Consider the following 23254-nt stretch of genomic DNA (forward strand, 5'->3'; position numbering starts at 1 on the left):
TACTATCAATAAAACTGTATAGTATTGAATTTCATAGATATAAACGGAGGCGTATATGTATGCCCAACTAGTAGATACCGGATTAAGTCGTGTACAAAGCGACGCTGATTTGTCCGCATTGGAAAAACAGTTTCAAGAGCGTATTGATGCGGGTATACGCATGGAGCCCCAAGACTGGATGCCCGAAGCGTACCGCCGTACCTTGGTGCGTCAAATCTCTCAGCATGCCCATTCAGAAGTGGTAGGCATGTTACCCGAGGGCAATTGGGTCACTCGTGCTCCTTCTTTGAAGCGTAAAGCCATTTTGCTTGCCAAAATTCAAGATGAGGCCGGCCATGGTTTGTATTTATATAGTGCCGCTGAAACACTAGGCGTAGAGCGTGAAGACCTCATTGCAGAATTGCATGCTGGGCGTGCTAAGTATTCCAGCATTTTTAACTACCCAACATTAAATTGGGCCGATATTGGCATGATTGGCTGGTTGGTAGATGGCTCAGCCATTATTAATCAGGTGCCATTATGCCGTTGCTCGTATGGTCCTTATGCGCGTGCCATGGTGCGTGTCTGTAAAGAGGAATCTTTCCACCAACGTCAGGGCTACGATTTGCTCTTGGAAATGTGTTTAAACGGTACACCCGAGCAAAAAGCCATGTGTCAAGACGCATTGAATCGTTGGTGGTGGCCAGCGCTGATGATGTTTGGCCCTTCCGATGGCGAGTCCATTCATAGTGCTCAGTCCATGAAATGGCGTATTAAGCTTTTCTCAAATGACGAGCTACGTCAAAAAATGGTGGATCAAACCGTACCACAGGCGGAGTACTTAGGCTTAACCGTACCGGACCCCGACTTGCGTTGGAACGAGGAACGAGGTCATTACGATTTTGGTGAAATCGATTGGGACGAGTTCTGGGCTGTTTTAGCTGGCAATGGGCCGTGCAATAAAGAACGTCTACAGACGCGCGTTGATGCTCATGAAAATGGAGCCTGGGTACGAGATGCTTTTATGGCCTACGCCGAAAAGCAAGAGCAGAAAAAAACCAAGCAGGTTGCGTAATTAGGAGAGTGAAATGAGTCAAAAAAATTGGCCATTGTGGGAAGTGTTTATTCGTAGCCAACATGGCTTGGCTCATAAACATGTGGGCAGTCTTCATGCATCTGATGAGCAAATGGCTATTAATAATGCCCGAGATGTCTATACCCGTCGTAATGAGGGCGTAAGTATCTGGGTGGTAAAAGCCATGGACATCGTGGCTAGCAGCCCCGATGATAAAGACCCTTTGTTTGATCCTGCCCAAAGTAAAGTCTACCGTCATCCTACGTTTTTCCCTATGCCTGATGGCATCAAAATGTAGGAGCAGGCATGAATCAGGAATTATTTAACTACGCATTGCGTTTAGGTGACAGCGCCATGGTGCTGTCCCAGCGTCTTTGTGAGTGGACAGGTCATGGGCCTGCGCTAGAGGAAGAGCTAGCTACGGCTAACACAGCCTTAGACCTAATCGGTCAAGCGCGCATGTGGTTAACTTTTGCCGGCGAAATCGAAGGCAAAGGTCGTGATGAAGACGCACTGGCTTATTTGCGAGATACGCACGATTACTTTAATTATTTAATTGCGGAGCGTCCGAACGGTCATTACGGCGACACCATGGCACGTCAGTTTTTATTTGATGTGTGGCATTACTTTTTATTGCGTCGTTTAACCCAGTCTACTAACGAGCGTGTCCAAGAAATTGCGGTGAAGTCTCTGAAAGAAGTCACCTATCACGTGCGACGCTCTATGGATTTAGTGGTGCGTTTGGGTGATGGCACCGAGCAAAGTCATACTCGTATGCAGGAGTCGATTAACGATGCATGGAAGCACGCCGGTGAGTTGTTCTTAGATGACGATGTAACACGTGCTTTGCACGAGCAAGGTATTGCGCCTTTACATGCTTCATTGTGGGATGAGTGGTTCGATCAGGTTACTGAAATACTAACAGAAGCCACCTTAACAGTGCCTGCCAAAGAAGACGCTTTTCATAAAGCGCACCGCGGCGGTACCCATGGTCATCATACCGAGGCGCTCGGCTTTTTATTAGCTGAAATGCAGGTATTACAGCGCACTTACCCGGGTGCGACTTGGTAAAGAGGTAGCTATGATCGATACACAAACTGTTATGCAATGGTTAGACAGCGTGCCTGATCCAGAAATACCGGTGATTTCTCTGGTCGACTTAGGTATTGTGCGTGATATTGCATGGGAAGATCAAACCTGTGTAATAACAATTACGCCCACCTATTCGGGCTGCCCCGCTATGTACGAGATGGAACAAAGCATTGTGCAAACGCTAGAAAAGCAAGGGGTTCAAGCCAAGGTAAAAACCAGTTTAAGTCCAGCTTGGACCACAGACTGGATCAGCACTAAAGGGCGTGAAGCATTAAAAAATTACGGCATAGCCCCCCCAAAAGAAAAAGCCATTGACGTATCAGGTTTGTTGCGTCGCTCAGAACCCGCTGTTGACTGCCCACTCTGCCATTCATTGAATACACGGGTTGTCAGTCAGTTTGGGTCTACCCCTTGCAAGGCCTTATATCGCTGCATGCAGTGCGGTGAACCGTTTGATTATTTCAAGGCGCATTAACCATGAGTCAGTTTTATCCATTAAAGGTATCGTCCATAGAGCGCACCACGCGCGATGCAGTAGTGGTGGCTTTTGAGGTACCTGCTGAATTAGAAGAAAAATTTATCTTTCGCCCTGGCCAGTACTTAAATGTACGAACCCAAGTTGATGGCGAAGAGCTACGTCGTTCGTATTCTATTTGTGCGGCACCTCATGACAATTTATTGCGTGTAGCTGTAAAACGTGTCGCCGATGGCGCATTTTCGAGCTGGGCAAACGCGCACCTTGAGGTAGGAAGCACCCTAGAAGTGATGCCTCCAGATGGCAATTTCACTGTGGATTTTGATGCTGCGCACCAGCGTGGTTATGCCGCATTTGCTGTGGGAAGTGGGATTACTCCTATTTTATCGTTGGTAAAGACGGCGCTCGACACCGAACCCAATAGTACCTTTACCTTGTTCTATGCGAATCGGGCTTCGTCGTCGATTATGTTCCGCGAGGAAATCGAGGATTTAAAAAACCGTTATATGAATCGATTTTCAGTGGTTTACATCATGAGCCGCGAGTTACAAGATATTGATTTGTTCAACGGTCGCTTGGATGCTGAAAAAGTGGATCAGCTGCTTTCCGTTTGGTTGCCGCCCGAAAAAATTGATTATGCATTTGTCTGTGGCCCGCATGACATGACCGAACAGGTGGTAGCCACTCTGAAAGCCAAGGGGCTAACTAAAGAGCAGATCAAATACGAATTGTTTGGTGCTCCTAAAGGACCGCGCACTACGGCATCCGGAGCTGCACCACGTCAAGCGCCAGGCGCGGAAGATTGTCAGCTTACTATTATTCAAGATGGTTTTACGCGTGATATTACGATTAAGAAAAACCATTTAAGTTTAGTAGATGCCGCCATGGAACAAGGCATTGAGCTTCCTTTTTCATGTAAAGGCGGCGTATGTTCTACCTGTCGTTGTAAAGTGGTCGAAGGCGAAGTGGACATGGATGCCAACTTTGCGCTGGAGGACTACGAGGTCAATATGGGCTTTGTACTAAGTTGCCAGAGCTTCCCAGTGACTGACAAAGTAGTGATCGACTTCGATCAAGAAACCTAATCTCAGAATGGGGCACCATGTTGCCCCATTCTGTCATTGTATTTATTGAAATATAAATAGTTAACGTCCAAAGGAGATATTGCATGGCTAGTGATTTTTTTACCGCCCATAAAGCCACCCTAGATCGCGCTTTAGAGGCGATAGCCACACGCGAATACTGGACCCCTTTTCCAGAAATGCCTAGTCCTCGTGTGTATGGCGAAACAGCCGCTGCCCAAGGTCAGGCTGCTTTCGAAGCCCTACAAAATACTGATTACCCCTTGCAGTTGGATGGGGCAACTAAAACAGTGGGTCAGGAGCGTTCTCCTTATGGGTTTGATTTACACATCCGTTACCCTTTTTTAGAAGTCGATTCGCTTATAGAGCAGTCCTCCTTAGCCTTAGATAGCTGGCGCGAAGCGGGCCCCCAAGCTTGGGTAGGTGTGTGCTTAGAAGCCCTAAGTCGTTTGAATAAACGTAGCTTTGAAATTGCTAATGCCGTACAGCATACTAGCGGCCAAGCGTTTATGATGGCATTCCAAGCTGGTGGCCCACATGCCCAAGACCGTGGTCTTGAAGCCGTGACGTATGCGTGGCAAGAAATGTCTCGTATTCCTGCTCTGGCAAATTGGGTCAAGCCACAAGGCAAACACGACCCCATTGATATGCAAAAACAGTTCACCGTTGTGCCGCGTGGTATTGGCTTAGTGATTGGGTGCTCAACTTTCCCTACTTGGAATAGCTATCCTGGTTTATTTGCCTCGTTGGCTACAGGGAATACCGTTATTGTGAAGCCGCACCCCGGTGCTATTTTACCGTTGGCGATCACGGTGTCTGTGTTGCGCGAGGTACTAAGCGAAGCTGGCTTTAACCCGAACGTGGTGTTGTTGGCTGCGCACGAGGCCGATGACCAAATAGCCCAACAGCTGTCGTTACATCCTGCCGTGAAAATCATCGATTACACCGGTAGCAGTGCTACAGGTAACTACCTAGAGCAGCATGCGCGTCAAGCTCTGGTCTACACCGAAAAAGCCGGTGTTAACCAAATTATTATTGACTCGGCACCTGATATCAAAGCAGTGGCTCGCAATTTAGCTTTTTCTTTTGCTCTGTATTCGGGGCAAATGTGCACCGCGCCACAAAATATTTATGTGCCACGTACAGGCATCCAGACAGACACAGGTCATCTTAGTTTTGATGAGGTATGTGCTGCCTTAGGCCATGCGGTTGAGCGTTTATGTTCAGACCCAGCCCGTGCTGTAGAAATCACAGGGGCGTTGCAAAATGAATTAACAGCACAGCGCGTGGCCGAAGCCAAAGCGCTAGGTTTAGACGTAATTGTAGATAGCCATGCTTTAGCTCATCCTGTGTACGAGCAGGCGCGTACAGCTACGCCTTTGTTGCTTAAAACCGATGCGTCTAACCCGCATATTTTTAAAGAGTGGTTTGGTCCTATTATTTTTGTGGTGGCGACAGACTCTACCGAGCACAGCATTAAGCTAGCAGGGGCAACCGTTACCGAGCACGGTGCTTTAACATTATCGGCATACACCACCAGTAAAGACACCGCTACAGCCATTCGTAAAATGGCCGAGCGTAGTGGCGTGTCTTTATCGTTAAATTTAACCGGTGCTGTGTTTATTAACCAAACCGCCGCTTATAGTGATTTTCATGGTACTGGCGCAAACCCTGCTGCCAATGCTGCCTTATCCGATGCCGCCTATGTGTCAAACCGCTTCCGCGTAGTTCAAACACGTTGGCATACTGAGCAAACTCTCTAAGGTATAAAACGATGAGTTACGAATGCATTAAATTCGAATTGACGGAGAGCACGGCGCACATCCGTTTAAATCGTCCAGACAAACTCAACAGCTTTACGGTACAAATGCACGAAGAGTTAGCCGACGCGTTGAATCGCGTCGAGACTCAAGGTGTGCGTGTGTTATTGCTCACAGGTGAGGGACGCGGTTTTTGTGCGGGTCAAGATTTATCTGAACGTCAAATGAACAGTGGCGATATTGATTTGGGCTACACAGTGGATACGTATTATGCCCCGTTAGTGCGTCGCTTGCGTGCTATGCCGTGGCCTGTAGTGGTTGGAGTAAACGGGGTGGCGGCAGGGGCGGGGGCCAATTTGGCACTTGCTGGTGATATTGTAATTGCAGCTGAATCCGCTAGCTTTATTCAGCCCTTTTGCCGTTTAGGCCTATTACCAGACACGGGCGGTACGTATTTTTTACCGCGTTTAGTAGGTGAGGCGCGCGCTAAAGGTTTAGCATTGTTAGGCGACAAACTGACTGCAACGCAGGCCGCACAGTGGGGGTTAATTTGGGAGTGTGTGGCAGACGATGCGTTTGAGACACGTTTACGCGAGTTATGCGAGCATTTTGCTAGTGCTCCAACTAAAGGCTTGGCAGCTAGCAAGCAAGCCATACAAGTCAGCTTGAATCACACCCTAGATCAACAGTTAGATCTTGAGCGTGACACCATGCGCGAATTGGGTCAAAGCGCCGACTATGCCGAAGGTGTGGACGCGTTCATGAATAAACGTCAACCTCAGTTCAAAGGAAACTAGCATGACGCTGCCGACAGACCCTCAAGCCTTGGCCGAACACGTAACGGCCTATATGTACAACAATGATCCCGCTTCTCAAGCTCTAGGCGCTCGTATTACGCAAGTCGCACCAGGCACAGCCCGCATGAGCATGACAGTACGTGCTGACATGCTTAACGGTCATAAAACTTGTCACGGTGGTTTTATTTTTGCGTTAGCGGACAGCACTTTTGCGTTTGCGTGTAATTCGCGCAACGTGCCTACTGTGGCTGCAGGCTGCTCTATCGATTACTTGGCTCCTGCATTTGAAGGGGATCAGTTAGAGGCCAATGCGACAGAATACAATTTAGCCGGGCGCACTGGCGTCTATGATGTCGAGATAACCAATCAACAAGGGCAACGTATTGCTATATTTCGAGGCCGTTCCTATCGCTTGCGTGGTGCAGTGGTAGAGGACCCTCAAGCTAATCAGTAAAGTCGGGCAGGAGACACTAAATGTCAGTATCAACACAGCACGTCGGTAAAGATCGTATCGAGCACGCTAGTCGTGATGAAATTCAAGCCTTGCAGCTTGAGCGCTTAAAGTGGAGTTTGCAGCACGCTTATGACAACGTGCCGCATTACCGTAAAAAGTTTGATGAAGCCGGCGTACACCCTAGTGACTTAAAGCAACTTTCTGATCTTGCTAAGTTTCCCTTTACGACTAAAAACGATTTACGTGAAAACTACCCGTTTGGTATGTTTGCGGTGCCACGAGAGCAGGTTTCACGCATTCACGCCTCAAGTGGAACCACGGGTAAACCTACCGTAGTGGGTTATACCGCTCAAGACATTTCCAATTGGGCTGACTTGGTTGCACGCTCTTTATGGGCAGCAGGAACTCGACCAGGCGATATCGTACATGTAGCATACGGCTATGGCTTATTTACTGGGGGGTTAGGGGCTCATTATGGGGCAGAGCGTTTAGGCTGTTCTGTGGTCCCTATGTCAGGAGGGCAAACAGAAAAACAAGTGCAGTTAATTCGCGATTTCCAGCCCAGTACCATTATGGTGACACCCTCGTATTTTTGTAATATTCTTGAGGAAATGGAGCGCCAAGGCATGGACCCTCATGATAGCTCCTTACGTATCGGGGTGTTTGGGGCAGAGCCTTGGACAGGACAAATGCGCGCAGACATTGAGGCCCGAGGTGGTTTAGATGCCGTGGATATTTATGGTTTGTCCGAGGTGATGGGGCCTGGTGTCGCGATGGAGTGTGCTGAAACTAAAGACGGTCCTGTTATCTGGGAAGATCACTTCTATCCCGAGATTATCCATCCTGAAACTGGTGAACCCGTTGCCGATGGCGAAGAAGGCGAGCTTGTATTTACCTCGCTCACCAAGGAAGCGATGCCAATTATTCGCTATCGCACACGCGACCTCAGTCGCTTATTGCCACCAACGGCACGCAACATGCGTCGTATGGGCAAGATCACTGGCCGTACTGATGATATGCTTATTATTCGTGGGGTGAACTTATTCCCCACTCAGGTTGAAGAGCTTGTTTTGGCTATTCCTGAGCTAGCGGCTCAGTATCAGCTTGTCGTGTCCCGTAATGGCAACATGGACGAGCTCGATGTTTTGGCAGAAATTCGTTCCGAATACGAGCATTTTGATCAAGATCGGCGCGATGCAATTTGTTCGCGTTTACGCCAAGCCATCAAAAACAACATTGGTGTTAGCGCGCGGATTCAGTTACGTGAACCTGGTCAAGTTGAGCGTACTGTCACAGGCAAGGCACGCCGAGTCGTGGACTTACGTCAAAAAGCCTAGCTTAACCCTGCTGTCATGCATGGTTCTTTGCCGATATGTGTTAATTCGCATATCGGTTTTTTTGTGGCTGCAGGGTATGATGGAGGTTTAAGGTTCAGGATGGAGCGACAATGGCAGCCATAGCAGGCATAGGTACGGATATTATTTATATCTCTCGCATTCAAGCGTCATATGCTCGTTTTGGGGTGCGGTTTCTAGAACGCATTCTTGGCAAACAAGAGCAACAAATTTTTCAACGCCGCTATGCGCGCGACCCCCAACGCGGTATACGCTTTCTAGCCACTCGGTTTGCTGCCAAAGAGGCCTTTTCTAAAGCCATCGGTCTGGGCATGCGCATGCCTATGGCTTGGTCTAGAATGCAAACGCTCAATGCACCTAGTGGTAAACCCACTGTGGTTTTAAGCCCCGAATTACAAGCTTGGTACCAGACCCGTTTTGGTGCAGCCCATATTACGCTTACCGATGAGTCAGATCTTGTCATGGCTTTTGCTGTGGTCGAGTCACTTTGCTCATCCTCAACAACGACTAACTAAGGATTGAAATGGTAGAACAGCAGCTTGCTCTTGGCCCTGTTATGGTGGATGTGGCGGGTTTAGAGCTAACCGAACAAGAAAAAAAACGTTTACAGCACCCTTTAGTTGGCGGCGTGATTTTATTTGCACGCAATTACCAGAATCGAGCTCAGTTAACACAGCTTTGTGCTGATATACACGCAGTGCGTCAGCCTCCACTATTAATTGCAGTCGATCACGAAGGCGGACGAGTCCAACGCTTTAAAGACGATGGGTTGACGCATCTGCCAGCCATGCGTGAATTAGGTCACGTTTGGGATAGCGATCCAGCTCTTGCCGTAAAGCTCGCAACGGCTATTGGCTATATTTTGGCCGCAGAGCTACGTGCATGTGGGGTAGATTTTAGTTTTACTCCCGTTTTGGATTTGGATTATGAATGCAGTCAGGTCATTGGTAGTCGTGCTTTTCATACTCAACCTCAGACAGTAGCGCGCCTAGCTGAAGCGCTTGCGCATGGTTTGCAACAGGCAGGGATGGGAGCATGTGGTAAACACTTTCCTGGGCATGGGGCTGTAGAGGCCGACTCCCACCACGAGGTGCCAATCGATAAACGCGACCTACAAACAATTTTAGATAATGATGCTGCCCCCTATGGTTGGCTAGGTGGTACGGTGATTCAGGCCGTTATGCCAGCTCATGTGATTTATCCACAAGTCGATGCACAGCCAGCCGGCTTTTCTTCTTTCTGGATCCAGCGTGTATTGCGCCAAGCGTTGGCTTATAACGGTATGGTGTTTTCTGATGATTTAACCATGGAAGGTGCAACGGTTGCGGGCGATATTCTAGCGCGTGCCGAAGCTGCATTGAATGCTGGATGTGATATGGTTTTAGTGTGTAATCGTCCTGATTTGGCCGATGAACTCTTGGCGCGTTTAACATGGACTATGCCAGCCCAATCTATGCAGCGCTTACTTGATTTACACCCCATTGACGATGCATTAACGTGGGAAGCCTTACAAGCCGATGAGCATTACCAACAAGCCCAACAACTTCGATCTCAGTACTTTTCTACGTCAGCTGCCTAATTTACCAGGGGTTTATCGTCATATCAGTGCCGATGACGAGGTGTTGTATGTGGGCAAGGCGCGTGATTTAAAAAAACGAGTTTCCTCGTATTTTCAAAAAAATCTCAGCAGCCCACGCATAGCACAAATGGTGAAGCAAGTTGCGCGTATTGATATTACCGTGACGCGCACCGAAGCAGAGGCGTTGATTTTAGAAAATAACCTCATCAAGCGTCTACAGCCGCGCTACAACATTTTATTTAGGGATGATAAGTCATACCCTTATTTAATGTTTAGTGCTCATGAGGTCCCTCGGATTGCGTACTTTCGTGGCAATACCAACCAACCTGGTAGTTTTTATGGCCCATACCCCAATGCTTGGGCAGTCCGTGAAAGCATGCAAATACTCCAGCGTGTTTTTAGACTGCGTAGCTGTGAAGACGGTGTGTATGCAAACCGCTCACGTCCTTGCTTGCTTTATCAGATTAAACGGTGCTCTGGCCCTTGTGTAGGCTTAATAAGCCCCCAAGACTATGCGGCAGATGTAGCCCGAGCCCAGCAGTTTTTAGATGGTGATGCCTCGGGGGTAATGGGGCAGATTGAACGCAAAATGCAGCATGCCTCGGATACTTTGGAGTTCGAGCAAGCCGCTTTGTATCGCGATCAAATGAAAGCACTTGCTGCCATTTTGCAGCAACAGTCCATGGAAAACCACAGTAATGAGGACGCAGATATTATTGCAGTGGTAGCAGCTGGAGGCCGCGTTTGTGTGAACTTAGCCATGGTGCGCGGTGGGCGTCATTTGGGTGATCGGGCTTTTTTTCCAACGCAAGTTAGTGATATGTCACTCACTGAGGTGCTCGAGGCGTTTATTAGCCAGCACTATATAGAGCGGCCTTTACCGGCAGTACTAATAACGAATCCAGCCGTGGTCGATACCGAACTCTTTGTTATGCTCGCCGAACAAACGGGCATGAAAGCGCGTCTTATTAATCGTCCACAGGGGATACGCAAAAACTGGTTAGAACAAGCGCAAACCAATGCCGAATTGGCTCTTGGTCGCTTTTTAAATGAGTCCATGAGTCGAGCTGCGCGCACTTTAGCCTTGGCCGAGCTCCTTGGTTTAGACACTGAGCCCGAAGCTTTAGAGCAGTTACACATAGAGTGTTTTGATATTAGCCATACGTCTGGTGAGGCCACGCAAGCTTCCTGTGTGGTGTATAAAAACCATGCTCTCCAGCCATCGTTGTATAGACGCTACAATATTGTGGGTATCACAGAGGGGGATGACTATGCTGCAATGCGTCAAGTATTGCGTCGCCGTTTCGAGCGAGTGGCCGAAGGTTTGGCTCCGTTACCCGATGTGGTGTTAATTGATGGGGGTAAAGGGCAGCTCAATATTGCCATAGAAGTCTTCGCCGATCTTGGGCTAGATACACGTGTTCTTGTTGGTGTAGCCAAGGGCGATGGTCGTAAAGTCGGGTTGGAAACCTTGTTTTTTGCGGATCACAGGGCACCAGTGCAGCTAGGGGTAGAGTCAGCAGCTCTGATGTTAGTGGCTGAAATCCGTGATGAGGCGCACCGTTTTGCTATTACCGGCATGCGCGCAAAACGAGCAAAAACACGTTCAGTGTCACGCCTTGAGGACATTGATGGCGTGGGTCCTAAACGCAGGCAACGTCTTTTAATGCGTTTTGGAGGTTTGTCTGGGGTGTCAAACGCCAGCATCGAAGAATTAGCTTCAGTCGAAGGAATTTCAGCAGCGCTAGCAGAGCGCATCTATTTTGCGTTACGCTAACTATATACCCGTTATTATTCAGAAGTCAGAGTTATGCCATTTAATTTACCTATCGCCCTAACTTGGCTCCGTATTGTCTTCATACCGCTAATTTTGCTGTTGTATTATGTGCCGCATTCGTGGTGGACGGATATGACCCGCGATAATATCGCAGCATGGGTGTTTATTGTTGCTGCCATTACCGATTGGTTTGATGGCTGGTTAGCTCGACGCTGGAACCAAACCTCGGCGTTTGGCGCTTTTTTAGATCCAGTCGCTGATAAGCTTATGGTGTCGGCTGCATTGCTGATCTTGCTCAGTATTGATCGGGTCGATGCGGTGATTGCGTTTATTATTATTGGGCGTGAGATTACGATTTCAGCCTTACGTGAGTGGATGGCGCAAATTGGTGCCAGCGCTAGCGTAGCTGTTAGCTGGCTAGGAAAATTCAAAACAGCGGCGCAGATGGTGGCGATTCCTTGCTTGCTGTACTACCAAGACCTACATGGCATATCGGCCCGATGGGTAGGGCAGATTTTAATTATTGTGGCTGCTATTTTGACCGTGTGGTCTATGTTGTATTATTTGCGCAAAGCTTGGCCTGAAATCGTGAAACGGAGCCTCTAACGATGACAAGTACTACATTGGCTTTACACCAAGAAAAAAAGCGTGATTGGGCTATTATTTCTCTTTTGGGCTTAATTCACTCCAGCTCGCATTTTTTTCAACTGATTCTTCCAACCTTATTTGTGTATTTACACCAAGACTATGGCTACGACTACGTGCAGCTAGGTTTTTTGGTGTCCTGCTTTTATTTGGTTTCAGGCTTAGGCCAAGCCTCTTCGGGCTTCATTGTGGATCGTATTGGCCCAGCTCCTGTGATGTATTTTGGGCTTGGGGCTTTTGTGGTCTCGGCCAGTCTTATGGCATTGGCACCTAGCTATGCTTTTTTGGTGTTAGCAGCTATTATCGGGGGCGCGGGAAACTCCATCTTTCATCCTGTTGACTACACCATTATTAATCACCGCATAACTGCACCACGATTGGGTCATGCTTATAGTGTGCATGGTTTTACGGGGTACTTAGGTTGGGCTGCAACTCCTCTCTTTATCACTGTTTTAGGCTCTGCTTATGGCTGGCGTTTTGCTGTTATGATGGCCGCCGTTTTAATTGCAGTGCTATTAGTGATCAGTATTTGGCAGCGCGAGTTATGGGGTGAAGCCCCTCAAAATGATGAAAATAAAAGTGTGGCTACTCAAAGCATCGGGCAGACATTGGTTTTTTTATTAAGACAGCCTGCGTTATGGTGTGCATTTTTATTTTTTGCGTTTAGCTCAGCCGCATTATCAGCCATTCAAAACTACTCCATTCCCTTATTATCCAAAGTGTATGGCCTCAGTCAGGTCGTTGCTGGGTCAACGCTATCGGCTTATATGGTAGCCGCTGCTATAGGAATGATAGCGGGTGGATTTTTAGTGGGTGCCAGTAAAAAAACAGAGCGTATTATTTTTATTATGTTGTGTTTGGCAGGGGCTTGTATGCTTTTGCTTGCACTCGATATTGTTAGCTCTTCAATAGCGATTGTATTAGTGACTTTAGGGGGCGTGTGCTCTGGGGTAGCCGCTCCGTCGCGTGATATGTTGATCCGTAGTGTTACGCCAAAAGGTGCCACTGGTTCTGTTTATGGTTTAGTGTATTCAGGTATGGACGTAGGGGCAGCTATTGCTCCGGTCGTCTTTGGGCATTTAATTGATGCCCAGTTTGAGCGGGCACCGTGGTATGGCGGGGCCATAGCGTTTGTGTTGTCGGCGGTCTTAGCGATGGCTGTTGCCAAAGGGGCGACCCAACAAAAGCGTTAATTGAATTTGTATTATTTGTAGTATAAAAAGCACTCTAGCTCGTCAGGCCAGAGTGCTTTTTTAATTATTGACGTTGAGTTCGTTGGTCAGGAGCTTCAGTGATGTAATTGCTGCGCCATGGGTTTATGTCAAGGCCACCCCGACGAGTATAACGGGCCATGACAAATAATTGATCGGGTTGGCAACGTTGCATTAAGTCATGATACATACGCTCTACACAGTGTTCGTGAAACTCAGTATGTTTTCTAAATGACACGATATAACGAAGCAAGGCAGCGTGATCAATAGCAGTCCCCGTGTAGCTGATTTGGACCGTTCCCCAATCGGGTTGTCCCGTAACAGGGCAGTTTGATTTAAGTAAATGGGACACCAAGGTTTCAGTAACCAAGCCGTTCTCGTTATTGCAGCGCAATAACTCAGGAGTTGGTTGATAGTGTGTAATGTCTACATCTAATTGATCTATGCATTGCCCATCAAGAGTTTGAGCACGAGGACCTTGATAATCTTCTAATAAATACAAATCCACGTGGACGTCAGATTGGGTTAGAGCAGATAGGTCCTGCACTAAAAGGGCTTCTACATCCGCCAACTCATTAAAGTGGGTTTCATTAAACGAATTTAAATACAATTTAAATGATTTGGATTCCACCAGAAATGGGCTGTGCCATGGAAAAGCAAAGCGTCCAATAGCCACTATGGGTTTGCCTTTTGCATTAAGCCACGATATTTCATACGCGTACCAAATATCTTGGCCTAGCCAGTTTTCGGGAATAGTGAGCTGGCTGCGATTGGGCGCTCTTTCTATGGCAAACAGCACGCTGGGGTCGTAGCGAGTTGGGTACTGAACCTCATGACCTAAAGGTGAATCAGAGACGGAGTGGGATGAGCTCATAATATATTCTAAAAAATGGGACAGATTGTATCTATTTCATTATGTGAAATCTATATCTTGCATTGTGAAATTGCTACGTTGCACTGCCGCATAAAAATTTCCACAATAAGGTTATTTGTTTCACATCACGAAACGAATGTTTTAACTCATTGATTTTAAACGATTTAATAAATAGTCTTATATAAGATATAAGTGTAGATTGCTCTGCATTATTTACGTAGAATTTAACTCATACCCAATGCAAATTTAACTGTCTAATTAAACACGGAGATAAACATGAGTAACCGAGAAACAGAGATTCGCAATCTACAAAAAGAATGGGCTGAAAATCCACGTTGGCAAGGCATCAAGCGCAACTATAGCGCCGAAGACGTTGTACGTTTGCGCGGTTCAATGGTTGAAGAGCATACCTTAGCACGACGCGGTGCTGAAAAACTATGGCGTTTAGTGAACGAAGAGCCGTTCATTAATAGCTTAGGTGCATTGTCTGGAAACCAAGCTATGCAACAAGTTAAAGCTGGCTTGAAAGCCATCTACTTGTCAGGCTGGCAAGTTGCTGGTGATGCCAACTTGGCAGGTGAAATGTATCCCGACCAGTCCTTGTATCCTATCAACTCGGTACCTCAAGTCGTTAACCGCATTAATAATGCTCTACGTCGTTGCGATCAGATCCAGTGGTCCGAAGGCTTAAACCCTGGTGATGAGGGTTACACAGACTATTTTGCACCTATCGTAGCCGATGCGGAAGCAGGTTTTGGTGGGGTGTTGAATGCCTTCGAGCTCATGAAAGCCATGATTACGGCTGGGGCATCCGGCGTGCACTTTGAAGACCAATTGGCCGCTGTTAAAAAATGTGGTCACCTAGGGGGCAAAGTTTTAGTACCAACACGCGAAGCCATCTCCAAGCTCACCGCTGCCCGCTTAGCTGCAGACGTGTTAAATGTACCTACATTATTGCTGGCACGCACAGATGCTGATGCAGCCGACTTAGTGACAAGCGACGTAGACGAGAACGATCGTCCATTTATTACAGGTGAACGTACCGTTGAAGGCTTCTTCCGTACACGCCCAGGTATTGAGCAAGCCATTTCACGTGGTCTCGCCTATGCACCATACGCTGATTTGATCTGGTGCGAAACCGCAACGCCAGATTTAGAGTATGCCCGTCAGTTTGCAGAAGCGATTCACCGTCAATTCCCCGGCAAGTTGCTTGCTTATAACTGCTCACCTTCTTTTAACTGGAAGAAAAACTTAGATGACGCCACTATTGCTAAGTTCCAACGTGAGCTGGGTGCTATGGGTTACAAATATCAGTTCATTACACTCGCTGGCTTCCACTCCTTGAACTACGGCATGTTCGACTTGGCATACGGTTATGCCCGTGAAAACATGACTGCTTTTGTAAACCTACAAGAGCGTGAGTTTGCAGCAGCTGAGCGTGGCTTTACTGCCGTTCGCCACCAGCGTGAAGTGGGTACAGGTTATTTTGATGCCGTTACACAAACTATCGAAGGCGGTCAGTCATCGACCACAGCGTTAGTTGGCTCCACTGAGGCAGCTCAATTCTATGCCGCAGAGGCCGAAGCACAAGCTTAAGTGGTGTTGAATTAGAGACAAAAAGGAAAGCGAGTTGTAGTCTTAGTCTAGAAGCCCTTACACTATAGAGGTAGGGGCTTCTTTTTATGGGTTGTCCCAGTTGCAATTTTATTTGGCTTAGGTCTAAATTATTTGACTTAGGTCTAAAGACTATATTATTTGTTGCTATAATATAGTGTTCTTATGCGCGCCTATTCTATTTTTACTATTCCTGCCGAATTATCCACAGCCGACCGATTATATCGCCGGCGTATGTTAGCTCGTCTTGGGTTAGCGTGGCTAATGATGATGCAGGTAATGACTTTGGCGTTTCCGGGCTATTTGCGATCCGATTCCATGCAGCCTGATACGCTAGAAACCTTAGACGCGGCTATTTACCTAATGAACTGGGCTGCCCTAGTTCTGACTGTGCCAGTTGTTTTATATTGCGCCATTCCTATTTGGCAGGGCGCAGTACACAGTCTAAAACAAGGGCGTATAGGCATGGATGTGCCCGTAGCCCTTGGCATTGTTGTTGCCTTTATCCCTAGCGTTATCACCACTTGGACAGGGGTGGGCGAAGTCTATTTCGACTCTGTCACCATGTTTGTGGCTTTTTTATTAACCGCTAGGTACCTAGAGTTGTGTGCCCGTCAGTCCATCCATCAGGGCCAAGCACACACTTATATTGAACATTTACGTACTGCTCTAACACGAGATTCTAATAAACTCGCATTCTGGTTCGTGTTAATTCAAGTAGTACTGGCTCTTGGCTTAGGAGTGGTTTGGTTTTATTATAAACCTGAGCACGCTGTAGCCGTGGTAGTCGCTTTATTTGTTATGAGTTGCCCCTGTGCTTTATCTATGGCAGTGCCTACTGCTGTGGCCTCAGCGCATGCGGGGGTCAGTATTAAACCGGCCGAAACTCAGTCTGAGCTTGATTCTGTCGCTCAGAAAACCACTTCTATTTCCAGACAAAATTTGTATGGCTCTATAGCCTGGCATCTCTTGATGACGCCTTTAGCTGCTATAGGTTTGGTTGCACCTTGGGTAGCAGCGATTTCTATGCTGCTGTCTTCGCTTCTGGTTGCGTATAATTCTTGGCGACTTTATCGCCAGCGTTTAGCTCAAGCAACACAACAAGCGCTTAATGCGGTGGTGTAAACATGCTTGACTCAATGTTCTTATTGATTCCTTTGTCTTTGCTATTTGTGTTGTTTATTGCAGTGGCATTATGGTGGGCCGTTTTTTCAGGTCAATTCGAGGACACCAATAAGGAAGGCGAGTCCATACTCAAGGATGACGATAGTACCGACACGAACGAAAAGTAACGTGCTGATACATTCGTTGAAAATAATCTAATAGTCAAGGGGGTTTTCGCTTACTACCAACTAGTGGGTTATATGCTTATATGAAAGTGTTATGATGCGGAGCACGTAACATAGCCGAATAGTGGGCAATACCATTCGGCAAAATAGTTTGTAATTAACATTTGTTCAAAATGAGGGGAAGCAAATGGGCACTTCCGATGTAGTCGGAAAACAGGCCGAAGCCTTCAACTATGGAGTAGTACGACAGTTTGCCGTTATGTCCGTAGTGTGGGCTGTAGTTGGTATGGGGGTCGGTGTACTGATCGCCTTACAACTCATCTGGCCTGAACTTAACTTCGAGACACCATGGTTTACATACGGACGTATTCGTCCTTTGCATACCAACTTGGTGATTTTTGCATTTGGCGGTAGCGCGTTATTCGCTACGTCCTACTATGTGGCACAACGTACCTGTCAAACACGTTTGTTTGCAGGGCCTTTGGCAACGTTCACATTTTGGGGCTGGCAGCTAGCTATGGTGGGGGCTTTGCTAACTTTGCCCCAAGGCTTTACTAGCAGCAAAGAATACGCCGAACTTGAATGGCCAATCGACTTGTTGATTCTTGCTGTGTGGGTCAGTTACCTAATCGTGTTCTTTGGCACATTGGTAAAACGTCGTGTTAACCACATCTACGTAGCCAACTGGTTCTTTGGGGCATTCATTATCGTGATTGCTGTCTTGCACATCTTTAACAACATGGAGTTACCTGTATCTCTATGGAAGTCTTACTCTGCTTATGCTGGGGTACAAGACGCGATGGTGCAATGGTGGTATGGGCATAACGCAGTGGGTTTCTTCTTAACCACTAGCTTCTTAGGGATGATGTATTACTTCGTACCTAAACAAGCACAGCGGCCTATCTACTCGTATCGTTTATCTATTGTTCACTTCTGGGCACTAGCATTTACCTACATGTGGGCCGGTTCGCACCACTTGCATTTCACTTCCTTGCCCGACTGGACACAGTCTCTAGGTATGGCTTTCTCATTGATTTTATTGGCTCCATCTTGGGGCGGTATGATCAACGGGATCATGACCTTATCGGGTGCTTGGAACCGTCTGCGCACTGATCCTATTTTGAAGTTCTTGGTAGTTGCCATTTCCTTCTATGGTATGTCTACGTTTGAAGGCTCCATGATGGCTATTCGTACCGTGAACTCTTTGTCCCATTACACAGATTGGACAGTAGGTCACGTTCACTCCGGTGCTCTAGGTTGGGTTGCTATGGTGACGTTTGGTTCACTGTACTACATGATTCCACGTTTGTATGGTCGTGTCGGTATGGCTAAACCCCAATGGGTAGAGTTGCACTTCTGGTTAGCAACATTAGGCGTGGTGCTTTACATCTCCGCCATGTGGATTTCCGGTGTGATGCAGGGTCTGATGTGGCGTGCGACTGGCGAAGACGGCATGTTAATTTACAGCTTTGTTGAAGGCGTAAAAGCAACCTATCCGTTCTATGCGATCCGAGCTCTAGGCGGCATTATGTTCTTGTCTGGTGCGATCATTATGTTGGTTAACACCCTCATGACAATTAAAGGTCAGCCCCGTGTTAATCCTGTAGTACCTCTAAAAAGCCCTGATGCACGCGATGCAGGCCTAGTAGGTGCTAGCGAAATTGCTGCAGGTTAAGGATAGATCAATGTCTAACGAGAAGAAAAAGTTTTTTTCCCATGCAACGGTGGAAACGAACGTTGGCTTATTGATGATTTGTACTCTCATCGTGATTGCGATGGCGGGTTTGGTGCAGATCGTGCCTCTGTTCTTCCAACATTCAACTACTACTCCAACCGAAGGCGTTACCCCGTATGAGCCATTACGTTTGATGGGGCGTGATATCTACATTCGCGAAGGCTGTGTAGGTTGTCACTCCCAACAAGTCCGCATGTTGGAATCCGAAGTACGTCGTTACGGTCCTTACTCCTTAGCGGGTGAGTCCGTTTACGATCATCCTTTCCTATGGGGTTCCAAGCGTACTGGTCCAGACTTGGCTCGTGTTGGTCAGCGCTATACCGACGAATGGCATCGTATTCACTTGCGTAACCCACGTGATGTGGTGCGTGAGTCCAATATGCCAGCGTATCCTTGGTTGCAACGCAATACAGTAGAAGGGGCAAACATTCAAAAACGTATGGAAGTCCTACGTAAACTGGGTGTTCCTTATACTGACGAAGAAATTGCTAAAGCTCCCGAGGCGCTAAAAGGCAAAACGGAAGAAGATGCATTGGTGGCTTATTTACAAGGTTTAGGAGTCCAAGGGCGCGCCGCTGCTGAAGCAGCTGTAGCCGAAGGGAGATACTAATGATTGGCGTCTTAAATGGAATTGCCACAGCATTAGCTTTAATAACCTTTTTAGGAATCATTGTTTGGGCATGGTCTAAAGGCCGTGCCAAAGCAAACGATGAAGCGTCTAGGCTGCCTTTCGACCTGCCCGATGAGGAAGAGGTCGTAAGGCAGAAAGTAGGGGATTCGAATGAATGAATTTTTCAGCGTAGGCTGGAGCATTTGGATTACAGCCATTGCCCTTGGTGGGGTGGTGTTCTGTTTATTTGTGCTCATTAGCCAGATAAAGGGCCAGCCCAAAAAGGGCGAGGTCATCAGTGACACAGGTCACAATTGGGATGGTATTACTGAATACGATACACCGTTACCGCGCTGGTGGGTGTCAATGTATTTGATTCTAAGCGCTATTGCTTTAGCGTATATGTTTCTCTATCCGGCTTTGGGGTCTTATGATGGTTTGTTGGGTACGAACCAGGCCAAAGAGGTACGTTTAGCCCAAGAGGAAATCGAAGCACGTGTTCAGCCGGTCTATCAGAAGTATGCAGAAATGCCCATTACTGATATTGCCAAAGACGACGATGCTCGTGCCATTGGTCAGCGTTTATTCTTAAACAACTGTGCGCAATGTCACGGCTCGGATGCCCAAGGTAGTCCGTCTTTCCCAAACTTGTCTGATGATTCATGGTTATGGGGTGGTGAGCCAGAGCAAATCTTACAGACCATCACTAATGGTCGTCGTGGGATTATGCCTGCACATAATGCGATGATGACTCCTGCTCAGGCTTCAGAAATCGCACAGTATGTGCGCTCTTTCAGCAACTTGGCTCATGATCAAACGCGCGTAGTTCCAGGTAAAAAACTTTACGATCAGTTCTGTGTCGCTTGTCACGGTGCCGAAGGTAAAGGTAATCAGATGTTAGGGGCTCCTAACCTAACAGACAGCGCTTGGCTCTACGGTAGCTCCGAAGACACGATTGTGTACGGTATTTTAAATGGTCGTGATAACCAAATGCCCGCACAAAAAGACCATCTATCCCCAGAACAAATCCGCCTCTTGGCTGGTTGGGTTTGGGGTCTATCGAATGTAGAACAGTAATACAGTTAAGGCTCCGTACCTAGGTTAGGTCAGGAGCCTTTTTACCAATTGATTGAAGGTTTGTATCATGAGTAGTGAAGCTCCTAAAGGACTCGATAAAATGGGTCAAGACGCTGATCAAGTACCTGCTTGGCAGCCGCCTCGAATTGATAAACAGGCAGTTGTGGGAGCTTCACCACAACTAGAAAAAATTCTTCAGGATGCCCATGGGAAAATTGTGGCGCGTTCCGTCACGGGGCATTTTGATCGTATACGGGTTGCATTAATCTGGATCACCCAGATTCTATTTTTTGGTTTGCCTTGGTTACAGTGGAATGGGCGTCAAGCTGTTCTCTTTGATCTGGGTGCCAGAAAATTCTATTTGTTCGGTATGGTGTTGTGGCCCCAAGATATTATTTATCTGGCCATCTTGTTGATTATTTCAGCCTATGCGCTGTTTTTATTTACGGCAATTGCAGGACGCTTGTTCTGTGGTTACGCCTGTCCGCAGTCGGTCTACACCAAAATTCTGATGTGGTTTGAGCTCAAGATCGAAGGGGATCGTGTTGCTCGTATCCGTTTGGCCGAAGCGCCCTGGAGCTGGCGCAAATTCCGCATAAAATTCACTAAACACACGGTTTGGGTTTTATTTTCTTTATGGACCGGATTTACCTTTATTGGGTATTTTGCGCCCATCAGAGAACTACCCGGTGAGTTTATTCATCTCACATTAGGAACATGGCAATGGGTGTGGTTTTGGTTGTATAGTGCAGCCACATTAAGCTTTGCTGGCTTTTTGCGCGAATCCATTTGCCGTTATGCCTGTCCTTACGCACGCTTTCAAAGTGTGATGGTAGATGATGATACTTTTGTGGTTAGCTATGATTATGTGCGTGGTGAGCCCCGTGGCGCGCGCTCTAAAAAAGTGGATCATAAAGCCCAAGGAAAGGGCGACTGCATTAACTGTAGCTTGTGTGTGCAGGTCTGTCCTACTGGTATTGATATCCGAGAGGGTCTTCAGTACATGTGTATTGGCTGTGGTGCCTGTGTAGACGTCTGTAATCAAGTCATGGACAAAATGGGCTATGAGCCCGATTTGATTCGTTACACCTCAGGTCGTGCTATTAGCGAGGGTTTAACCCAAGATCAGGCTCGCAAGCGTATGTTCCGCCCACGTGTGCTGATTTACATAACTTTACTGGTATTAGTTAGCTTGGCTTTAGTGGTTTCCATGGCATTACGTGATACCTTGAAGATGAACATTATTCGTGATCGTGGCTTATTAGGGCGTGAAGTCGCGGGTGGTTTAATTGAAAACGTGTATCGCTTGCAATTGGTGAACGCTGCCGAGGAACCTCTGACTATTCAGTTGTCAGCAGATGGTATTGCTCAAATCAAAATCAAGCGTGCAGATAATGGCAAAGATACTATTGTGTTGCCAGCATCCTCTACTGAACTTGTTCCTGTGGTTGTGCAAATTCCGTCTGATAGTGGTCTGAGCAGTGGCATGCATGCGATAGAAATTCGTGCCGATGCCGTATCTGGGCAGCGTCAAACTACGCATGCCAAAGACAGTTCTAATTTTTATATTCCCCAATAAGGAGTTGCTATGAGCTCAGCACCTTTACGTGAAGATACGCAACCTTGGTATAAAGAGCCTTGGCCTTGGATCCTCATGTCTGGTCCTGCTATTGTAGTGGTAGCATGTTTGATCACCATTTACTTAGCTTTTTCTCACTACGACAAACCTATGTCAGGAGCTACGAAAAAAGGGTTGCAGATTGTGCCCAGTAGCCAAGTAGATAAAGCAGAATCCAAGCAGCAGTAAAAATTAAAAAAGCTAAGTTATTTTTAACTTAGCTTTTTTATTGCGGCATTTAGAATATAAAGCGTTTAATACGCGTGGTTTGGGCAAACGGTACCAGCTAATTGATGTAAAGCGGGCAAATTAAGCAATTTAACCTCACGTTGTTGTATTTCCAATAAGCCTTCACGGGCAAAGCGCGAAAACAACCGACTGACAGTTTCAAGTGTTAGACCTAGAAAATTGCCAATTTCCTCGCGACTCATGCGGAGTAGAAACTCATAGGGTGAATACCCTAGTGCAGTGAGGCGATCAGACATATTTAATAGAAAGGCGGCTAAACGTTGTTCAGAGCGTAAAGCACCCAAGGTCATCATAATGCTATGGGAGCGATTAATTTCTTTGCTCATAAGACGACGTAACTGCGTTTGTAGCATGGGCAGTTGGGTAGCCAGGTTGTCAAAGTCATCTAAACGCATGACGCAGACTTCACTGTCTTCGAGAGCAATGGCATGGGATACATGCGTGTTATTAAGCAAACCATCCATTCCTGCAATTTCGCCTGGCAGTAAAAAACCGGTAATTTGTACTTGACCTGTTGCATCTTCAAGCTGAGTTTTAAGGCTACCAGAGCGTAAAGCATAAACAGCATCCACTGGATCGGAAAGATGAAATAAAGGGGCACCTTTTTTAAGACGAATGCGTTCCTGAATAAGATCATCTAGTCTATTTAGCTCTGGCTCGGGCATGCCCAAAGGTAAGCAAAGCTCACTTAACATGCACGTGGAGCAACGCATTGAGTTAGCCGTGACGGGAATACGTTTTTGCATAATTTATTCTGAATACAGAAAAGAAAAATATTTGCTTTGAGGCAAATCAATAATAATTGTAGCTTTTTCTAAGCCAGAGAACGAATTACATTTGTTTAGATTGGCTAATGCTTAGATTAATGAGTAAATAAATGGTATATGGTGGCGGTTTATTCTAATTG

Annotated in this window: 25 protein-coding genes; 23 read left to right on the top strand and 2 right to left on the bottom strand. The window is 47.0% G+C overall.

Going from position 1 to position 23254, the window contains the following annotated elements; all coding sequences use genetic code 11:
* Window positions 1–55 precede the first annotated feature (55 nt).
* The 14 genes from paaA (at window position 56) to ACBP46_RS08945 (ending at window position 13263) form a co-directional block, all read left to right on the top strand.
* The gene (paaA, locus tag ACBP46_RS08880; RefSeq protein WP_371016375.1) at window positions 56–1054 is read left to right on the top strand and encodes a 1,2-phenylacetyl-CoA epoxidase subunit PaaA; all 999 of its coding nucleotides are present in this window, start codon (window positions 56–58) and stop codon (window positions 1052–1054) included.
* A gap of 13 nt (window positions 1055–1067) precedes the next feature.
* Window positions 1068–1352 (top strand): 1,2-phenylacetyl-CoA epoxidase subunit PaaB, encoded by a 285-nt coding sequence (paaB, locus tag ACBP46_RS08885; RefSeq protein WP_077733562.1) that lies wholly within the window; start codon window positions 1068–1070, stop codon window positions 1350–1352.
* An 8-nt stretch (window positions 1353–1360) separates the two neighbouring features.
* Complete coding sequence (paaC, locus tag ACBP46_RS08890) at window positions 1361–2125, top strand: 1,2-phenylacetyl-CoA epoxidase subunit PaaC (RefSeq protein WP_371016376.1); 765 nt, start codon at window positions 1361–1363, stop codon at window positions 2123–2125.
* A 10-nt stretch (window positions 2126–2135) separates the two neighbouring features.
* Window positions 2136–2621 carry a 1,2-phenylacetyl-CoA epoxidase subunit PaaD gene (gene paaD / locus ACBP46_RS08895; RefSeq protein ID WP_371016377.1) on the top strand — a complete coding sequence of 162 codons (486 nt, stop codon included), beginning with the start codon at window positions 2136–2138 and terminating at the stop codon, window positions 2619–2621.
* A gap of 2 nt (window positions 2622–2623) precedes the next feature.
* Window positions 2624–3706 (top strand): 1,2-phenylacetyl-CoA epoxidase subunit PaaE, encoded by a 1083-nt coding sequence (gene paaE, locus ACBP46_RS08900; RefSeq protein WP_371016378.1) that lies wholly within the window; start codon window positions 2624–2626, stop codon window positions 3704–3706.
* Between the two features lie 83 nt (window positions 3707–3789).
* The gene (gene paaN, locus ACBP46_RS08905; RefSeq protein WP_371016379.1) at window positions 3790–5466 is read left to right on the top strand and encodes a phenylacetic acid degradation protein PaaN; all 1677 of its coding nucleotides are present in this window, start codon (window positions 3790–3792) and stop codon (window positions 5464–5466) included.
* 11 nt (window positions 5467–5477) lie between these two features.
* Window positions 5478–6260 (top strand): 2-(1,2-epoxy-1,2-dihydrophenyl)acetyl-CoA isomerase PaaG, encoded by a 783-nt coding sequence (gene paaG / locus ACBP46_RS08910; RefSeq protein ID WP_371016380.1) that lies wholly within the window; start codon window positions 5478–5480, stop codon window positions 6258–6260.
* A gap of 1 nt (window position 6261) precedes the next feature.
* The gene (gene paaI, locus ACBP46_RS08915; RefSeq protein ID WP_371016381.1) at window positions 6262–6714 is read left to right on the top strand and encodes a hydroxyphenylacetyl-CoA thioesterase PaaI; all 453 of its coding nucleotides are present in this window, start codon (window positions 6262–6264) and stop codon (window positions 6712–6714) included.
* A gap of 20 nt (window positions 6715–6734) precedes the next feature.
* Entirely contained in the window at window positions 6735–8051 is a 1317-nt protein-coding gene (gene paaK, locus ACBP46_RS08920; RefSeq protein ID WP_371016382.1) for a phenylacetate--CoA ligase PaaK, read from the top strand.
* Window positions 8052–8161: 110 nt separating this feature from the next.
* A complete protein-coding gene (gene acpS / locus ACBP46_RS08925) occupies window positions 8162–8584 on the top strand; it encodes a holo-ACP synthase (protein WP_371016383.1) in 423 nt (140 codons plus the stop codon).
* Window positions 8585–8592: 8 nt separating this feature from the next.
* Window positions 8593–9648, top strand: coding sequence for a beta-N-acetylhexosaminidase (gene nagZ / locus ACBP46_RS08930; protein ID WP_371016384.1), 1056 nt, complete (start codon window positions 8593–8595; stop codon window positions 9646–9648).
* On the top strand, window positions 9587–11425 hold the full coding sequence (gene uvrC, locus ACBP46_RS08935; RefSeq protein ID WP_371016385.1) for an excinuclease ABC subunit UvrC: 1839 nt from the start codon (window positions 9587–9589) through the stop codon (window positions 11423–11425). The genes nagZ and uvrC overlap by 62 nt, the downstream gene beginning before the upstream one ends.
* Before the next feature lie 33 nt (window positions 11426–11458).
* On the top strand, window positions 11459–12031 hold the full coding sequence (pgsA, locus tag ACBP46_RS08940) for a CDP-diacylglycerol--glycerol-3-phosphate 3-phosphatidyltransferase (protein ID WP_371016386.1): 573 nt from the start codon (window positions 11459–11461) through the stop codon (window positions 12029–12031).
* A gap of 2 nt (window positions 12032–12033) precedes the next feature.
* Window positions 12034–13263: an MFS transporter gene (locus ACBP46_RS08945; RefSeq protein ID WP_371016387.1), complete on the top strand. Its 1230-nt coding sequence runs from the start codon at window positions 12034–12036 to the stop codon at window positions 13261–13263.
* A gap of 64 nt (window positions 13264–13327) precedes the next feature.
* Here ACBP46_RS08945 and queF read toward each other — a convergent pair whose 3' ends face one another.
* Entirely contained in the window at window positions 13328–14155 is an 828-nt protein-coding gene (gene queF, locus ACBP46_RS08950; protein WP_371016388.1) for an NADPH-dependent 7-cyano-7-deazaguanine reductase QueF, read from the bottom strand.
* Window positions 14156–14431: 276 nt separating this feature from the next.
* Here queF and aceA point away from each other — a divergent pair, with 276 nt between their 5' ends.
* From aceA to ACBP46_RS08995, 9 genes are all read left to right on the top strand, one after another.
* Window positions 14432–15751: an isocitrate lyase gene (aceA, locus tag ACBP46_RS08955; RefSeq protein WP_371016389.1), complete on the top strand. Its 1320-nt coding sequence runs from the start codon at window positions 14432–14434 to the stop codon at window positions 15749–15751.
* 183 nt (window positions 15752–15934) lie between these two features.
* Window positions 15935–16894, top strand: a complete 960-nt coding sequence (locus tag ACBP46_RS08960; RefSeq protein ID WP_371016390.1) for a P-type ATPase — start codon at window positions 15935–15937, stop codon at window positions 16892–16894.
* Between the two features lie 2 nt (window positions 16895–16896).
* Window positions 16897–17061 carry a cbb3-type cytochrome oxidase assembly protein CcoS gene (ccoS, locus tag ACBP46_RS08965; protein ID WP_371016391.1) on the top strand — a complete coding sequence of 55 codons (165 nt, stop codon included), beginning with the start codon at window positions 16897–16899 and terminating at the stop codon, window positions 17059–17061.
* Between the two features lie 184 nt (window positions 17062–17245).
* Window positions 17246–18733 carry a cytochrome-c oxidase, cbb3-type subunit I gene (gene ccoN, locus ACBP46_RS08970; protein WP_371016392.1) on the top strand — a complete coding sequence of 496 codons (1488 nt, stop codon included), beginning with the start codon at window positions 17246–17248 and terminating at the stop codon, window positions 18731–18733.
* 10 nt (window positions 18734–18743) lie between these two features.
* Window positions 18744–19403, top strand: a complete 660-nt coding sequence (gene ccoO, locus ACBP46_RS08975; RefSeq protein ID WP_371016393.1) for a cytochrome-c oxidase, cbb3-type subunit II — start codon at window positions 18744–18746, stop codon at window positions 19401–19403.
* Complete coding sequence (locus ACBP46_RS08980; RefSeq protein WP_371016394.1) at window positions 19403–19582, top strand: cbb3-type cytochrome oxidase subunit 3; 180 nt, start codon at window positions 19403–19405, stop codon at window positions 19580–19582. Before ccoO ends, ACBP46_RS08980 begins: the two co-directional genes overlap by 1 nt.
* Window positions 19575–20480, top strand: coding sequence for a cytochrome-c oxidase, cbb3-type subunit III (gene ccoP, locus ACBP46_RS08985; RefSeq protein ID WP_371016395.1), 906 nt, complete (start codon window positions 19575–19577; stop codon window positions 20478–20480). Before ACBP46_RS08980 ends, ccoP begins: the two co-directional genes overlap by 8 nt.
* A 67-nt stretch (window positions 20481–20547) precedes the next feature.
* Entirely contained in the window at window positions 20548–22059 is a 1512-nt protein-coding gene (gene ccoG, locus ACBP46_RS08990; protein ID WP_371016396.1) for a cytochrome c oxidase accessory protein CcoG, read from the top strand.
* A gap of 9 nt (window positions 22060–22068) precedes the next feature.
* Window positions 22069–22287: a FixH family protein gene (locus ACBP46_RS08995; protein ID WP_371016397.1), complete on the top strand. Its 219-nt coding sequence runs from the start codon at window positions 22069–22071 to the stop codon at window positions 22285–22287.
* A 65-nt stretch (window positions 22288–22352) separates the two neighbouring features.
* On the opposite strand, the gene ACBP46_RS09000 is transcribed toward ACBP46_RS08995, so the two are convergent.
* A complete protein-coding gene (locus tag ACBP46_RS09000; RefSeq protein ID WP_371016398.1) occupies window positions 22353–23093 on the bottom strand; it encodes a helix-turn-helix domain-containing protein in 741 nt (246 codons plus the stop codon).
* Between the last annotated feature and the right edge of the window lie 161 nt (window positions 23094–23254).

The sequence above is a fragment of the Paenalcaligenes hominis genome (assembly GCF_041359055.1).
GTDB lineage: Bacteria > Pseudomonadota > Gammaproteobacteria > Burkholderiales > Burkholderiaceae_B > Paenalcaligenes > Paenalcaligenes hominis_A.

What these genes read in the sequence shown, in the direction of transcription:
- ccoP (WP_371016395.1), top strand. Translation starts at nt 19,575, where the DNA reads ATGAATGAATTTTTCAGCGTAGGCTGGAGCATTTGGATTACAGCCATT.
- paaD (WP_371016377.1), top strand. Translation starts at nt 2,136, where the DNA reads ATGATCGATACACAAACTGTTATGCAATGGTTAGACAGCGTGCCTGAT.
- uvrC (WP_371016385.1), top strand. Translation starts at nt 9,587, where the DNA reads ATGAGCATTACCAACAAGCCCAACAACTTCGATCTCAGTACTTTTCTA.
- pgsA (WP_371016386.1), top strand. Translation starts at nt 11,459, where the DNA reads ATGCCATTTAATTTACCTATCGCCCTAACTTGGCTCCGTATTGTCTTC.
- ACBP46_RS08945 (WP_371016387.1), top strand. Translation starts at nt 12,034, where the DNA reads ATGACAAGTACTACATTGGCTTTACACCAAGAAAAAAAGCGTGATTGG.
- ACBP46_RS08980 (WP_371016394.1), top strand. Translation starts at nt 19,403, where the DNA reads ATGATTGGCGTCTTAAATGGAATTGCCACAGCATTAGCTTTAATAACC.
- paaK (WP_371016382.1), top strand. Translation starts at nt 6,735, where the DNA reads ATGTCAGTATCAACACAGCACGTCGGTAAAGATCGTATCGAGCACGCT.
- paaC (WP_371016376.1), top strand. Translation starts at nt 1,361, where the DNA reads ATGAATCAGGAATTATTTAACTACGCATTGCGTTTAGGTGACAGCGCC.
- ccoN (WP_371016392.1), top strand. Translation starts at nt 17,246, where the DNA reads ATGGGCACTTCCGATGTAGTCGGAAAACAGGCCGAAGCCTTCAACTAT.
- paaA (WP_371016375.1), top strand. Translation starts at nt 56, where the DNA reads ATGTATGCCCAACTAGTAGATACCGGATTAAGTCGTGTACAAAGCGAC.
- ACBP46_RS08960 (WP_371016390.1), top strand. Translation starts at nt 15,935, where the DNA reads ATGCGCGCCTATTCTATTTTTACTATTCCTGCCGAATTATCCACAGCC.
- nagZ (WP_371016384.1), top strand. Translation starts at nt 8,593, where the DNA reads ATGGTAGAACAGCAGCTTGCTCTTGGCCCTGTTATGGTGGATGTGGCG.
- acpS (WP_371016383.1), top strand. Translation starts at nt 8,162, where the DNA reads ATGGCAGCCATAGCAGGCATAGGTACGGATATTATTTATATCTCTCGC.
- paaG (WP_371016380.1), top strand. Translation starts at nt 5,478, where the DNA reads ATGAGTTACGAATGCATTAAATTCGAATTGACGGAGAGCACGGCGCAC.
- ACBP46_RS09000 (WP_371016398.1), bottom strand. Translation starts at nt 23,093, where the DNA reads ATGCAAAAACGTATTCCCGTCACGGCTAACTCAATGCGTTGCTCCACG.
- ACBP46_RS08995 (WP_371016397.1), top strand. Translation starts at nt 22,069, where the DNA reads ATGAGCTCAGCACCTTTACGTGAAGATACGCAACCTTGGTATAAAGAG.
- ccoS (WP_371016391.1), top strand. Translation starts at nt 16,897, where the DNA reads ATGCTTGACTCAATGTTCTTATTGATTCCTTTGTCTTTGCTATTTGTG.
- paaE (WP_371016378.1), top strand. Translation starts at nt 2,624, where the DNA reads ATGAGTCAGTTTTATCCATTAAAGGTATCGTCCATAGAGCGCACCACG.
- paaB (WP_077733562.1), top strand. Translation starts at nt 1,068, where the DNA reads ATGAGTCAAAAAAATTGGCCATTGTGGGAAGTGTTTATTCGTAGCCAA.
- ccoO (WP_371016393.1), top strand. Translation starts at nt 18,744, where the DNA reads ATGTCTAACGAGAAGAAAAAGTTTTTTTCCCATGCAACGGTGGAAACG.
- paaI (WP_371016381.1), top strand. Translation starts at nt 6,262, where the DNA reads ATGACGCTGCCGACAGACCCTCAAGCCTTGGCCGAACACGTAACGGCC.
- aceA (WP_371016389.1), top strand. Translation starts at nt 14,432, where the DNA reads ATGAGTAACCGAGAAACAGAGATTCGCAATCTACAAAAAGAATGGGCT.
- paaN (WP_371016379.1), top strand. Translation starts at nt 3,790, where the DNA reads ATGGCTAGTGATTTTTTTACCGCCCATAAAGCCACCCTAGATCGCGCT.
- queF (WP_371016388.1), bottom strand. Translation starts at nt 14,155, where the DNA reads ATGAGCTCATCCCACTCCGTCTCTGATTCACCTTTAGGTCATGAGGTT.
- ccoG (WP_371016396.1), top strand. Translation starts at nt 20,548, where the DNA reads ATGAGTAGTGAAGCTCCTAAAGGACTCGATAAAATGGGTCAAGACGCT.